This window comes from Amycolatopsis sp. SB7-3, from assembly GCF_041021335.1.
Classification (GTDB): Bacteria; Actinomycetota; Actinomycetes; order Mycobacteriales; family Pseudonocardiaceae; genus Amycolatopsis; species Amycolatopsis japonica.
Genome location: NZ_JBFPJQ010000001.1, coordinates 2628758 through 2641576 on the forward strand (window position 1 = coordinate 2628758; position 12819 = coordinate 2641576).

The 12819-nt window shown below is 69.4% G+C and carries 12 protein-coding genes; 8 read left to right on the top strand and 4 right to left on the bottom strand.

What is annotated here, in order from left to right:
• The first annotated feature begins 2 nt into the window (after positions 1-2).
• Positions 3-1058, top strand: a complete 1056-nt coding sequence (gene pseI / locus AB8M46_RS12875) for a pseudaminic acid synthase (protein WP_038507566.1) — start codon at positions 3-5, stop codon at positions 1056-1058.
• A 202-nt stretch (positions 1059-1260) separates the two neighbouring features.
• Here pseI and AB8M46_RS12880 read toward each other — a convergent pair whose 3' ends face one another.
• Together AB8M46_RS12880 and pseB are read right to left on the bottom strand one after the other, a co-directional pair.
• Positions 1261-2394, bottom strand: a complete 1134-nt coding sequence (locus AB8M46_RS12880; RefSeq protein ID WP_394360361.1) for a DegT/DnrJ/EryC1/StrS family aminotransferase — start codon at positions 2392-2394, stop codon at positions 1261-1263.
• On the bottom strand, positions 2387-3370 hold the full coding sequence (gene pseB / locus AB8M46_RS12885) for a UDP-N-acetylglucosamine 4,6-dehydratase (inverting) (protein ID WP_038507572.1): 984 nt from the start codon (positions 3368-3370) through the stop codon (positions 2387-2389). Before pseB ends, AB8M46_RS12880 begins: the two co-directional genes overlap by 8 nt.
• 49 nt (positions 3371-3419) lie before the next feature.
• Between pseB and AB8M46_RS12890 the strand changes: the two genes are divergently transcribed.
• The 5 genes from AB8M46_RS12890 to AB8M46_RS12910 are packed head-to-tail and all read left to right on the top strand — an operon-like array spanning position 3420 to position 8158.
• The gene (locus AB8M46_RS12890; protein WP_394360362.1) at positions 3420-4166 is read left to right on the top strand and encodes a cytidylyltransferase domain-containing protein; all 747 of its coding nucleotides are present in this window, start codon (positions 3420-3422) and stop codon (positions 4164-4166) included.
• Positions 4163-5131 (top strand): spore coat protein, encoded by a 969-nt coding sequence (locus AB8M46_RS12895; RefSeq protein ID WP_394360363.1) that lies wholly within the window; start codon positions 4163-4165, stop codon positions 5129-5131. The genes AB8M46_RS12890 and AB8M46_RS12895 overlap by 4 nt, the downstream gene beginning before the upstream one ends.
• Complete coding sequence (locus AB8M46_RS12900; RefSeq protein ID WP_394360364.1) at positions 5128-6705, top strand: hypothetical protein; 1578 nt, start codon at positions 5128-5130, stop codon at positions 6703-6705. The genes AB8M46_RS12895 and AB8M46_RS12900 overlap by 4 nt, the downstream gene beginning before the upstream one ends.
• A 4-nt stretch (positions 6706-6709) precedes the next feature.
• Positions 6710-6952 (top strand): hypothetical protein, encoded by a 243-nt coding sequence (locus AB8M46_RS12905; RefSeq protein ID WP_394360365.1) that lies wholly within the window; start codon positions 6710-6712, stop codon positions 6950-6952.
• Positions 6953-7003: 51 nt separating this feature from the next.
• Positions 7004-8158, top strand: coding sequence for an epoxide hydrolase family protein (locus AB8M46_RS12910; protein WP_394360366.1), 1155 nt, complete (start codon positions 7004-7006; stop codon positions 8156-8158).
• Positions 8159-8238: 80 nt separating this feature from the next.
• On the opposite strand, the gene AB8M46_RS12915 is transcribed toward AB8M46_RS12910, so the two are convergent.
• Positions 8239-8847 carry a bacterial proteasome activator family protein gene (locus tag AB8M46_RS12915; protein WP_037333395.1) on the bottom strand — a complete coding sequence of 203 codons (609 nt, stop codon included), beginning with the start codon at positions 8845-8847 and terminating at the stop codon, positions 8239-8241.
• A 134-nt stretch (positions 8848-8981) separates the two neighbouring features.
• Here AB8M46_RS12915 and AB8M46_RS12920 point away from each other — a divergent pair, with 134 nt between their 5' ends.
• Positions 8982-10181, top strand: coding sequence for a cysteine desulfurase-like protein (locus tag AB8M46_RS12920; protein ID WP_037333392.1), 1200 nt, complete (start codon positions 8982-8984; stop codon positions 10179-10181).
• On the opposite strand, the gene AB8M46_RS12925 is transcribed toward AB8M46_RS12920, so the two are convergent.
• Entirely contained in the window at positions 10178-11155 is a 978-nt protein-coding gene (locus AB8M46_RS12925) for an NAD(P)H-quinone oxidoreductase (RefSeq protein ID WP_037333390.1), read from the bottom strand. The two genes, AB8M46_RS12920 and AB8M46_RS12925, sit on opposite strands and share 4 nt — an antisense overlap.
• A gap of 80 nt (positions 11156-11235) precedes the next feature.
• On the opposite strand from AB8M46_RS12925, the gene AB8M46_RS12930 reads away from it, so the two are divergent.
• Complete coding sequence (locus tag AB8M46_RS12930; RefSeq protein WP_162836884.1) at positions 11236-12777, top strand: M28 family metallopeptidase; 1542 nt, start codon at positions 11236-11238, stop codon at positions 12775-12777.
• Positions 12778-12819: the final 42 nt, after the last annotated feature.

Genomic DNA, 12819 nt, shown 5'->3' on the forward strand with positions numbered 1-12819 from the left:
CCATGTCAGCACAGGAAGTCCGGATCGGAGCGCACCGCATCGGGGCCGGGCATCCGCCGTTCGTCATCGCCGAAATGTCCGGTAACCACAACGGCGAGCTCGCCAGGGCGCTGGAGATCGTCGACGCGATCGCCGAAACCGGCGCGCAGGCGGTGAAACTACAGACCTACCGGCCGGACACCATCACGATCGACGTCGACGCCCCCGCATTCCGGGTGAGCGACTCGCATTCGCTGTGGGGCGGCGAGAATCTCTACAAGCTCTACGAGCGCGCCCACACGCCGTGGGAATGGCACGAGCCGCTGTTCGAACGTGCCCGCGCCCGCGGGCTGGAGATCTTCTCCAGCCCGTTCGACCCCACCGCCGTCGAGCTGCTGGAGTCACTGGACGCGCCCGCGTACAAGATCGCCTCGTCGGAGATCGTCGACCTGCCGCTGATCGAACTGTGCGCGAAGACCGGCAAACCGCTGATCATCTCGACCGGGATGGCCAGCGTCGCCGAGATCGACGCGGCGGTCCGGACCGCACGTGAAGCGGGCAACGACCGGCTGATCGTGCTCGGCTGCACCGCGAGCTATCCGGCGTCGCCCAGCGAGAGCAACCTGCGTGGCCTGCCTGTCTTGGCGGGCGTGACGGGGACGCTCGTCGGCCTGTCCGACCACACGCCCGGCATCGGCGCCCCGCTCGCGGCCGTCGCGCTCGGCGCCGTCGCCATCGAGAAGCACGTGACGCTGGCCAGGAGCGACGGCGGTGTGGACTCGGAGTTCTCCCTGGAGCCCGCCGAACTGGCCGCGCTGGTCACCGAATCGCACCGTGCGTGGGAGGCGCTGGGCGCCGCCGTGATCGGGCCGCGCGAGAGCGAGAAGGAAGGCCTGCGGCTGCGGCGTTCCCTGTACGTCGTCGAAGACGTGCGTGCCGGGGACACCGTGACGCGGGAGAACGTCCGGTCGATCCGGCCCGCCGGCGGGCTGGCGCCCGCCGAGATCGTGAACGTGCTCGGCCGCACCTTCTCGTCCGATGTCCCGAAGGGCACCGCGCTCACCTGGGGCCTGATCTAGCCTCGCGTGACCTGGTGGACGACACACGTGATCCGACGGACGACACGCGTGACTGGATGGCCGTCACGCTTGCGGCCGGGGCTATGGCGCGTGTCGTCCGCCCAGTCACGCGTGTCGTTCATCCCAACACATGTGTCGTCCGTCCAGTCACGCGAAACCGCCACCCGTGCATCGATGGGACGTACCTAAGACACGGTCGGCTCTAGCGGAAGAAGCCGTGGACCTCGTCGATGACGCGGTCCACATCGGCGTCGGTCAACGCCGGGAACAGCGGCAGCGAAAGTTCCTGGCTGTAGTACAGCTCCGCGTTCGGGCACATCCCGCGCCGGTACCCGAGGTCCTCGAACACCGGGTGCCAGTACGCGGGGATGTAGTTGACCTGCACGCCGATTCCCTTGGCGCGCAAGTGATCGAACAGCGCACGGCGGCGTCCTTCGAGGACTCGCAGCGGGTACAGGTGCCACACCGGGTCGGCGCCTTCGCGCACGGCAGGCGTCAGCACTCCGTCCACTGAGGACAGTGCGGCGGTGTAGCGCGCGTGGATCTCGGCACGCCGCTTCTTGAACTCCGCGAGCCTCCGCAGCTGGCTGCTTCCCAAGGCGCACAACACATCCGGGAGCCGGTAGTTCAGGCCGAACTCGTGCACCTCCTGGTGCCACGCGCCTTCGTCCGGATACCGCTGCGCCGCCTTGTCGCGCACCAGCCCGTGGTTGCGGAAACCGCGGGCGCGCGCCAGCAGCTCGTCCGAACCGGCGACCACCGCGCCGCCTTCGGCCGTGGTGAGGTTCTTGGTGGGGAAGAAGGAGAACGTCGTGAGGTCGGCGAGCGAGCCGACCGGCCTGCCCTGCCAGCTGCCGCCGACGGAATGCGCCGCGTCCTCCAGCAGCAGCGCGCCGTTGTCGTGCGCGATCCGGCCGAGCTCGTCCAGTTCGGCCGGGTGACCGGCGTAGTCCACGGCCGCGACGACCTTGGTGCGCGAGGTGACGGCCGCCGCAGCCGCCGCCGGGTCGAGGTTGCCCGTGTCCGCCTCGACATCGGCGAACACGACCTTGCCGCCGAGCAACGCGGCCGTCGCGGCGGTGGCGACGAACGTCATCGGCGAGGTGACGACCTCGTCGTCAGGTCCGATCCCGGCCGCCGCGTACGCGACGTGCAACGCGGCCGTGCCCGACGTGACGGCCACCGCGGGCGTGCCACCGGTGTGTTCCGCGAGGTCCTCTTCGAAACGCGTGACGGCGGGGCCGGTGGTCAGCCAGTCGCCGCGCAGCACCTCGGTGACGGCGGCGATGTCCTCGTCCGAAACGGACTGACGGCCGTAGGGAAGGAAGTCACCCATACTGCTCGACCAGGTCGCGCAGCTCGTCCGCGTCGAGCCACAGGTCGTTGGTGTCCGAGCGGTAGGCGAAATTCTCCGGCACGGCCTCGCCGCCGGTCGGCGGTTCGTAGCCCCAGCCCGCGATATGCGGCTGGACGACGTACCGGTCGCTCAGCCGCACGGTGCGACGGGCGTCGTCGGGGGCGATCATCTCCTCGTGCAGCTTCTCGCCGGGGCGGATGCCGACCTCGTGCATCGGCGAACCGGGTGCGATCGCCTGCGCGAGATCGACCAGCCGCATGCTCGGGATACGCGGCACGTACAGCTCGCCGCCGTTCATCTGGTCGAACGAATCGATCACGAACTGCACGGCTTGCGGGAGCGTGATCCAGAACCGGGTCATCTCCTTGTGCGTGATCGGCAGTGACTCACCCTTGGCCGCGAGCGCGCGGAAGAACGGGATCACGCTGCCCCGCGAGCCCATCACGTTGCCGTAGCGGACCACGGAGAACCTGGTCGGATGCGTCGCGGCGTAGTGGTTCGCGCTGATGAACATCCGGTCGGCGCACAGTTTCGTGGCGCCGTAGAGGTTGATCGGGCTGGACGCCTTGTCCGTCGACAGCGCGACGACCTTCTTCACGCCGGTGTCGATCGCGGCCTCGATGACGTGCTGCGAGCCGACGACGTTGGTCTGCACGAATTCGAACGGGTTGTACTCACCCGTGTCGACCTGCTTGAGCGCGGCGGCGTGCACCACGTAGTCGACGCCGTGCATCGCGCGCTCGAGGCGGCGGCGGTCCCGGATGTCGCCGATGAACCAGCGCAGCCGCGGGTCGTTGTCGAACTGCTGGCGCGCTTCGTACTGCTTGAGCTCGTCGCGGGAGAGCACGACCAGCCGTCGCGGGTTCAGCTCGGCGAGGGCGTAGGTGATGAACGCCTTGCCGAACGAACCGGTCCCGCCGGTGAGCAGGATGCTGGAGCCATCCAGCTCGGACATCGTCGACCTCCGCGTTTCGGTGCTACTGCCGCACGACATCATGTCACCCATGGATCCAGACCCCGGGGCCCACGTGGTCAACGCCGTCATCCAGGCACGCGCGTCGTCCACCCGGCTACCCGGCAAGGTGCTCCGCCCCCTGGCGGGCCGGAGCGTCCTCGGCTGGGTCATCCGTGCCGCCGCCGCTTCGCCGGGGATCGACAACGTCGTGGTCGCGACCTCGACGGAGGCCGACGACGACGCGGTGGCGGAGGAGGCCGCCCGGCACGGTGCCCTGGTCGCGAGAGGGCCGCTCGACGACGTCCTCGGGCGTTTCGCGGTCGCCATCGAGTCGTTCCCGGCCGACGCGGTGGTACGGCTCACCGCGGACTGCCCGCTGCTGGATCCCCACCTCATCGGCCAGCTCGTGGCGCAGTGGCGCGCGCAGCCGTCGCTCGACTACTTGAGCACCGTGCTGGTGCGTACCTTGCCGCGCGGTTTCGACGCCGAGCTCGTGCGCACCGGGGTGCTCGCCGAACAGATCGAGACGGCCCGGGGCGCCGACCGCGAGCACGTCACCTCCGGCGTCTACGCGAACCCGGAGCGGTACTCCTGTGCCGGGATCGTCGTCAGCCCGCCCGCCGACGACCTGCGCGTGACCTTGGACACCGTCGAGGACTGGTCGGTCATCGACGGCATCGTCGCCGAACTGGGCGACCGCGTCGGCGACTGGCGCGAGGTGGTCGCGGTGCTGCGCTCCCGGCCCGAACTGGCGAAGCTCAACGCGCACGTCGAGCAGAAGAAGGTGGCCAGGTGACCCGGCTGCTGCTTCGCGCCGACGCCTCGCCATCGATCGGCGCGGGCCACGTCTCGCGCATGGTCGCCTATGCCGAACGTGCCGTCGCGCGCGGCTGGGAGGTCGTGTTCGCGGGCCGGGTGGACAACGCCGAATGGCTGGCCGCGCGGTTCGCCGAGCTGTCCGTTCCGGTGGTGCCGTCCGCGCCCTTCGAGGGCTTCGACGCGGTGGTCGTCGATCACTACGGTCTCGGCGAACTGCGTGCGGAGGTCAACGCCGCGGGCGCGCTGCTGGTGTCCATCGAGGACGACGTTTTCGGCAGGCGTGCGGCGGATCTCGTGGTCGATTGCGCCTTCGAGCCGAGGCCACGTCCCGAGGACGGCTCGGGGGAGTTGCTGCGCGGAGCGCGTTACGCGCCGCTGAGGGAAGCCGTTGTCCGGGCGCGGGAAAAGCGGTCCCAGGGACCGGCTGGGGAACGGCCGCGGATCACCGTCGTGCTGGGAGGCGGCGCGGAATGGGCCGATACGGTCAGCGCGCTCTTACGTGCCCTTCGCGACACTCGCGCACCCTTCGAAGCCGATGTGCTCGTACGCGGTGAGCCGACCGTGCCCGAACCGCTGCCCAGTCAGGAATTCCGGATCGCGCCGCCGGGGCCTGGCCTGCTCGACCTGCTGGTGGAAACGGACGTGGCGATCAGCGCGGCGGGGGTGACGCTGCTGGAACTGTGCTGCCTCGGCGTCCCCACCGCGGTGGTCCGGCTCGTGGAGAACCAGGACGCGGGGTATCGCGCGGCAGTCGATCTCGGACTGGCGGCCGGGCTGGGCAGCGCGGGCGCGCTCGACGACCAGGCCATCGAGACGCTCAGGGGACTGCTGTCGGACTCGGCCGTGCGTAACGGTCTTTCCGCGACTTCGATGGCTCTTGTGGACGGGCGAGGAGTCGACCGCGTACTGGACCGGCTGGAGAAGACGAGGATGGCGGAATGACGACCACGGCGGAGCGAAGCGAGGCCGACGCCGTCCAGGAACCAAAACCGCGTCGAGGGCTTCTCGCCGTCTTGCTCGGTTTCGGAGCGCTCTTCCTCGCCGGGTGTTGGGCGGCGTGGTTCTTCACCGTCGACGACGCCTTCATCACCTTCCGGTACTCGGCGAACATGGCGAACGGCCACGGTCCGGTGTGGAACGTGGGAGAAGACCCGATCGAGGGCTTCACGAACTTCCTCTGGATGCTCTGGCACGTCCCGTTCGCCCTCGCGGGCCTGCCGTTGGAGACCGTCGCCAAGGTGACGTCCGTTGTACTCGGCGCCTTGATCCTGGTGATGCTGGTCCGCGCCGGGCATCGCGCGGCGGGTGTCCTCGGCGCGCTCGTGGCGGGCGGCGCGCTGCTGCTGTTCGTGCCGACCTACTTCCACGTCACCGCCGGCCTGGAGACCATCGCGTTCGCCGCCGTCGTGCTGCGCGCCGCCATCGTCGGCGTGGACCTCGTCCAGGGCCGCGCGGTACGCGACTGGGAACCGCCGCTTTTGCTGCTGCTCGCCGGGATGATCCGGCCCGAGGGTGTCCTCGCGACCTTCCCGGCGTTCCTGATCTGGCTGTGGCTCGGGCGCGGACGGCGGCGCACCTGGGCGCTGGCGGTCGCGGTCCTCGTCCTCGGCGGCGGCTACTTCGTCTGGCGGTGGACGTACTTCGGGCATCTGTTCCCGAACACCTTCTACGTCAAGTTCGGCAACCTCGACGCCGGATCGGTCTGGCTGGAGACCACCGCCTGGCTCGTCCTCCCGTTGCTGGCGCTGACGGCCTTCCTACTGTTCCGCAAGGCGAGCAGGGGAGCGGGCCTGGTGCTGTCCTCGGTCGTCTTGCTGACCGGCATGACCTACGCGGTTTCCGGACCGACCATGGACTACATCCACCGCTTCGCCTTCCACGCCTTCCCCGTGCTGTGCCTCGGCGCGGGGCTGGCCATGGCGCACCTCGGCCGCCGGTGGATCGCCGCGGTGTCCGGCGCGGTCGCGGTCGGCTGGGTCGCGGTCACCGGTGCCCAGTCGACGGATCTGCCGGTGATCGCCAACTACGGCCCCGACCTGCAGCGTGCCCATGTCGCCATCGGCAAGGGCCTCGCGAACGCCCAGGTGCCGGAGGCGGCACGGAGCCTGGCGGTCTCCGACGCGGGGGCGATCCCGTACTACAGCGGCTGGAAGTCGATCGACTACATCGGACTGAACGACGAGGCCATCGCGCACGGCGCCTCGCCGACGGACGTCGTCAAGGCCGCCCGCCCGACGGTCATCGTCGTCACCGCCCGCGACCGCGGGGCCACCCCCGGCTGGGCGTACGGCCTCGTCGTCCCCGACGCGGCGCGCGACTACCAGCTGGTCGCGGACGTCCAGATGCGCGAGGGCTACTTCCAAGAGGTCTTCGCCCTGCCCGAGCACGCCGCGCGGATCCGCGCGGCGCTCGACGAGTCCGTCGGCGATGCACAGCGCCGGAACGACCCCGGCCGGTACGAGGACACGATCGACCGGTGGCTCGATCGTCTGCGTGCTCAGCTGCCGGGAGGGTGAGAGCATGGGGGTCAGTGCGGATTTCCGCGAACGACTGCTCGACATCGTCACGAACAAGCTTTATGGCCAGGCCCGGCCGCTGCTCATCGAGGAACTCGAGCGCGGCACTCCTCGTGATGAGCTGTACCAAGAACTCCTCGACCTCATGCTGTTCCTCCGCGCGGAGGGCCGTGAGGACGACGAGGACGAGGTCGCCGACGTCGCGGAGCTGATGACCAATTGGGCGCGGCCCGAGTACCGGGTTTGACCCTTCGGTCGAGGACCGCGGCTGTCCTCGATCCTCCCTACCGTCGTCCCCATGACCATCACGCCGTTCACGATCGACGTCCCCCAGCGCGACCTCGACGATCTCGCCGCCCGCCTGGCGAACACCCGCTGGCCGGATGAGATCGACGGCGTCGGCTGGGGCCTCGGGACGCCGCTCGGCTACCTCCAGGAGCTCGCCGAATACTGGCGGCTCCGCTACGACTGGCGCGCCCACGAGGAGCGTCTCAACGGTTTCCCCGGATTCCTGACGAACATCGACGGCGCGAACGTCCATTTCCTGCACGCGCGGTCACCGGAGCCGGACGCGATCCCGCTGGTGCTCACGCACGGCTGGCCGGGGTCCATTGTGGAATTCCTCGACGTCGTCGGGCCCCTTTCGGACCCGCGCGCGTATGGCGGCGACCCGGGGGACGCGTTCCACGTCGTCGTGCCGTCGCTGCCGGGGTTCGGTTTCTCCGGGCCGACGACCGGGGCGGACTGGGGTCCGGACCGGACCGCGGACGCCTGGGCCGAGCTGCTGTCGCGCCTCGGGTACGAGCGGTTCGGGCTGCACGGCGGCGACTGGGGCGCGATCGTGTCGCGCGCGGTGGGTGTCCGGTGCCCGGAACGGGTGATCGGCGCGCATCTGACGATGTTGCCGCACGCGGTGCCCCGAAGCGAGGCCGATCTCGAAGGACTCACCGGCGAAGAACTCGCGCGAGGCGAGGCGGCGCTGGCGCGCGGGCGGGAGTTCCAGAGCGGCGAATTGGGCTACGCGATGATCCAGTCGACCAAGCCGCAAACGCTTGCCTACGGGCTCACCGACTCGCCCGCCGGGCAGCTCGGCTGGCTGGTGGAGAAGTTCAAGTCCTATTCGGACTCGCGTGACGTCCCGGAGGACGCGATCGATCGCGACGATCTGCTCACCAGCGTGATGCTCTACTGGCTCACCGGCACGGCGAACTCGTCATCGCGGATCTACGCCACGCTGGGCCAGGCTTGGGGTACGCCACCGCCGCGGTCCACAGTGCCCACCGGCGTTGCCGTGTTCCCGAAGGACACCGGCCTGCCGATCCGGCACCTCGCCGAGCGCACCGACAACGTCGTGCACTGGTCCACTCCGGACCGAGGGGGTCACTTCCCCGGGCTGGAGGTGCCGGACCTGCTCATCGACGACCTGCGGACGTTCTTCCGCCCGCTGCGCTGAGCCGCGGATGTCATGAAAGGGCCGTTCAGGACGAAAAACGTCTTGAACGGCCCTTTCATGACATTGGAGTGGGGCGCGTGTCAGAGGTACTGGCCGGGCCCGTGTGACTCGCCGCCGGCCCCGTGCCCACCCAAAGCGGCGCCGCCCGCGGACGGACCCGCCGGCAGCCCCCGCCGCATCTGTTCCAGCTGCACCCGCGCCGCCATCTGCTGCGCGAACAGCGCGGTCTGGATGCCGCTGAACAGCCCTTCCAGCCAGCCGACGAGCTGCGCCTGCGCGATCCGCAGCTCGGCATCGGACGGCGTCGAGTTCTCGGTGAACGGCCGCACGAGCCGCTCCAGCTCGTCCTGCAGCTCGGGCGCGAGCGCCTGCTCCAGCTCGCGGATCGAGGTCTGGTGGATCTCGCGCACGCGGGTGCGGCTGGCGTCGTCCAGCGGCGCGGCGCGGACCTCCTCCAGCAGCTGTTTGATCATCGTGCCGATGCGCATCACCTTGGCTGGCTCTTCGACGAGGTCGCCGAGCGATTCCTCGTGTGCCTCCTCGCCGGAGTCGGCGCCGGGGGAGGCGACGCGCGCGGTGCCGACCGGAGTGCCGTCGGGACCGACGACCACCACATGGTGTGTGGAGTCTCCTCCGCCGTCACCGGGGGTGGTCGATTCGCGGGAAACTGGGTCGGTCATGTGCTCCATCCTGGCCTACGTCGGGCACGAAGCGCAGTGTGGTTTTCAGCGCCGTCTCCGAGCGTAGCGGGAATCGTCGCGCCCCGTGATCGGGCAGCCAACCCCGGGTAAAGCGCCAAACCGCACGTCCGTACGGTGTCCCCATGGCGTTCGACGTCGCTCGTATCCGTGGGTTGTTTCCCGCGCTGGGTGACGGCTGGATTCACTTCGACGGCGCCGCCGGAATGCTCGTACCTGAACAGGTCGCTTCGGCCGTATCCACGGCCATGCGCGCTCCGGTGTCCGGGCCGGGTGGAGCGTTTCCGGCCTCCCAGCGCGCGGAAAGCATTGTCACGGCCGCTCGCCGGGCGGTCGCCGATCTGGTCGGCGCCGACCCGGCCGGAGTGGTGCTCGGCCCCAACGCGCCCGATCTCATCCGCCGTCTCGTCGACGCGATGGCCGATCGCTGGACGATCGGCGACGAGGTCGTCGTCTCCCGGCTGGACGAAGAGGCCAACCTCGCGCCGTGGCGCCGAGCGGCGAAACGTGTCGGCGCCGTAGTGCGCTGGGGCGAGATCGACATCGAAACCTGCGAGCTGCCCGCCTGGCAGTACGAGAACCTCGTCTCCGCGCGCACCAAGGCCGTCGCGGTCACGCTGGCGTCCGGTTCGGTCGGCACCCGGCCCGACGTCCCGACGGTGATCGAGTTCGCCAAACGCGTCGGCGCGCTGGTCGTCGTCGACGCGACGTACGCGGCGCCGTTCGTGCCGCTGGACCTCAACGCGCTCGGCGCCGACGTGATGGTGGTTTCGGCGCAGGCCTGGGGCGGGCCGTCGGTGGGGGCGCTGGTCTTCCGCGATCCCGAACTGCTCGAACGGTTGCCGTCGGTCTCGCTCGACCCGGCCGCGCGCGGTCCGGCCCGGATGGAGCTGGGGCCGCACGCGTACCCGTTGCTGGCCGGGCTGGTCGCGTCGATCGACTACCTGGCCGGTCTGGACGACGCCGCGCAGGGCTCCCGGCGCGAGAAGCTGGTGACGTCGCTGGGCTCGGCGAAGTCGTACCACGCGGGTCTTCTGGCGCAGCTGTCCACGGAGCTGCGTTCGCTGCGGCACGTCATGGTCATCGGCGACGCCATGCGCAGGATCCCCGCGCTCGCGTTCGCCGTCGCGGGCAAGAAGGCACCCGAGGTCGCCGAATACCTGGCGTCCCAAGGGCTCTGCGCCTTCGCCGACGACGGCACGAGCGGTGTCTTCGGCTCGCTCGGCGCCGCCGAAGTCGGCGGCGCCGTCCGCATCGGACTCGCGCATTACTCGAACGTCTTCGAGGTCAATCAGCTCGTCCGCGTGCTGGAAGAGATCCGCTAGGACTTCGCGGCGAGGAGAACCTTGCCGAAAACCGTGCCATCCTCGAGGGCCCGGTGCGCGGACGCGGCTTCGGCCATCGGGACGACCTGACCGACGATCGGCTTCACCGAACCCTGCTCCACCAACGGCCACAGCCGCTCGCGGACGTCGGCCACGATCGCCGCCTTCTGCGCCAGCGGCCGCGAACGCAGGCCCGCGCCGAACACGCTCGCCCGCTTGCCCATCAGCTTGCCGATGTTCAGCTCGCCCTTGACGCCGCCCTGCATGCCGATGACCACCAGCCTGCCGTCCATGGCCAGCGCGTCGATGTTGCGGCCGAGGTACTTGGCGCCCATGTTGTCGAGGATGACGTTCGCACCATCGGTTTCGGCGCGCAGCACCTCGACGAAGTCCTGCTCCTTGTAGTTGATCGCGATGTCGGCGCCGAGCTGGCGGCAGCTCTCCAGCCGTTCTTCCGAACCCGCGGTCACCGCGACCGTCGCGCCGAGCGCCTTGGCGACCTGGATCGCGTGCGTGCCGATCCCGCCCGCGCCGCCGTGGACGAGCAGGACGTCACCTTCGGACAAGCCGGCGTGCATCACCACATTCGCCCAAACCGTGCACGCGACTTCGGGCAGTCCGGCGGCCGCGAGCAATTCGACTTCGGCGGGAAGCGGAAGCAGTTGTCCGGCCGGGACGGCGACCTTTTCCCCGTAGCCACCACCGGCGAGCAAAGCACAAACTTCGTCGCCGATTCGCCACCCTTCGACGCCTTCACCGATTTCGGCGATCGTGCCCGAACATTCGAGCCCGAGGATTTCGCTGGCGCCCGGCGGAGGCGGATAGTTCCCCTGCCGTTGCAGCAGGTCAGCACGGTTGACGGCGCTCGCGGCGACTTCGATGACGACTTCGCCTTCACCCGCAACGGGATCAGGGACCTCGGTCCATTCGAGAACATCGGGATCGCCGGGCTCACGGATGGTGATCGCGTACATACAAACGACCCTATCCCGGTGTCGTAAAGTCCGCCGAACGTCGGTTGACCTGTGGCACAAACCACACAAAGGTGACGCTCATGTCATATTCGCGAAGAAGCATTGTTCCCTCGATCGTGGTGATGGCCACCGCCGCACTCACGGTCGGAATGGCTCCCGCTGCGACGGCCACGACCGGGATCGACGGTCCCGCGCTGGCCAAGCAGCTCGTCAAGAAGGTCGACGTGAACAACGTCAACCGGCACCTGATCGCGCTGCAGCGGATCTCGGACGCGAACGGCGGCCGCCGTGCCGCCAGCACCGAAGGGCACAAGAAGTCCGCCGAGTACGTCGCCACGAAGCTGGAGCAGGCGGGCTTCACGGTGACGCGGCAGGAGTTCCCCTTCACCTACGCGGAAACCCTCGCGGAGAAGCTGACGGTCGCGGGCGCCGACGTCCCGATCATCATCATGTCCTACAGCCCGTCGACGCCCGCCGGGGGAATCACCGCCCCGCTCGCGGTGGTCCCGGTCGACGACACCAGCGGCTGCGAAGCGACCGACTACGCCGGCGGCGTCACCGGCAAGATCGCGCTGATCCAGCGCGGTGGCTGCTCCTTCGCGCAAAAGCAGGCGACGGCCGCGGCGGCGGGCGCCGTCGGCGCGATCGTCTACAACAACGTCCCGGGCCCGGTCAACGGCACCCTGGGCGACCCGGCCGCGGGCAAGATCCCGACCGGTGGCATCACGCAGGCCGACGGACAGGCGCTCGCCGGCAAAGCCGGTGCCTCGGTCACCCTCGACCTGCGTGCCTTCCAGGAGGCGCGGACCAGCTACAACGTCATCGCCGAGACCAAGACCGGGCGCAAGGACAACGTCGTGATGCTCGGCGCCCACCTCGACAGCGTCACCGAGGGCCCCGGCATCAACGACAACGGCACCGGTTCCGCGGCGCTGCTGGAGACCGCGCTGCAGCTGGGCAGCAAGCCCAAGGCCAACAACGCCGTCCGCTTCGGCTGGTGGAGCGCCGAGGAGTTCGGCCTCGTCGGCTCGACCTACTACGTCAACTCGCTGAGCTTCGAGCAGCAGCTCGACATCGCGCTCTACTACAACTACGACATGATCGGCTCGCCGAACGCGGCGTACTTCGCCTACGACGGTGACAACTCCGACGGTGTCGGCGCGGGTGCGGGCCCGTACGGTTCCGCGCAGCTCGAGAAGACCCTCGTGGACTACCTCCAGCTCGGCAAGGGTGTCCCGGTCGAGGGCACGGACTTCACCGGTCGCTCCGACTACGGCCAGTTCATCGCGGTCGGCATCCCGGCCGGCGGCCTGTTCACCGGTGCCGAAGGCGTGAAGACCGCGGCGCAGGCGGCCAAGTGGGGCGGCAGCGCCAACGTTCCTTACGACAAGTGCTACCACCAGGCGTGCGACAACCTCGGCAACATCGATCGCGTCGCGCTCGAACGCAACTCCGACGCCGTCGCGTGGGCGCTGGGCGTGTACGCGACCAGCACCGCGGACATCAACGGTGTGTCGGGCAGTTCGGCCGCGAAGGCGAAGTCCCTTCGCGCGGCCGAGCGGTCTCAGCAGCGGAGCATGACGGCTTCCGTCCAGGCTGACGAGCACCACGTCGCCGCGTAGTAGCTCCTCAAATGCTAGGAACGGTCCTTTCCTCGCAAATTT

Excerpts from the sequence above, each read along its gene's own strand:
- pseI (WP_038507566.1), top strand. The coding sequence starts at position 3 with ATGTCAGCACAGGAAGTCCGGATCGGAGCGCACCGCATCGGGGCCGGG.
- AB8M46_RS12880 (WP_394360361.1), bottom strand. The coding sequence starts at position 2,394 with ATGGGTGACTTCCTTCCCTACGGCCGTCAGTCCGTTTCGGACGAGGAC.
- pseB (WP_038507572.1), bottom strand. The coding sequence starts at position 3,370 with ATGTCCGAGCTGGATGGCTCCAGCATCCTGCTCACCGGCGGGACCGGT.
- AB8M46_RS12890 (WP_394360362.1), top strand. The coding sequence starts at position 3,420 with ATGGATCCAGACCCCGGGGCCCACGTGGTCAACGCCGTCATCCAGGCA.
- AB8M46_RS12900 (WP_394360364.1), top strand. The coding sequence starts at position 5,128 with ATGACGACCACGGCGGAGCGAAGCGAGGCCGACGCCGTCCAGGAACCA.
- AB8M46_RS12905 (WP_394360365.1), top strand. The coding sequence starts at position 6,710 with ATGGGGGTCAGTGCGGATTTCCGCGAACGACTGCTCGACATCGTCACG.
- AB8M46_RS12910 (WP_394360366.1), top strand. The coding sequence starts at position 7,004 with ATGACCATCACGCCGTTCACGATCGACGTCCCCCAGCGCGACCTCGAC.
- AB8M46_RS12915 (WP_037333395.1), bottom strand. The coding sequence starts at position 8,847 with ATGGAGCACATGACCGACCCAGTTTCCCGCGAATCGACCACCCCCGGT.
- AB8M46_RS12920 (WP_037333392.1), top strand. The coding sequence starts at position 8,982 with ATGGCGTTCGACGTCGCTCGTATCCGTGGGTTGTTTCCCGCGCTGGGT.
- AB8M46_RS12925 (WP_037333390.1), bottom strand. The coding sequence starts at position 11,155 with ATGTACGCGATCACCATCCGTGAGCCCGGCGATCCCGATGTTCTCGAA.
- AB8M46_RS12930 (WP_162836884.1), top strand. The coding sequence starts at position 11,236 with ATGTCATATTCGCGAAGAAGCATTGTTCCCTCGATCGTGGTGATGGCC.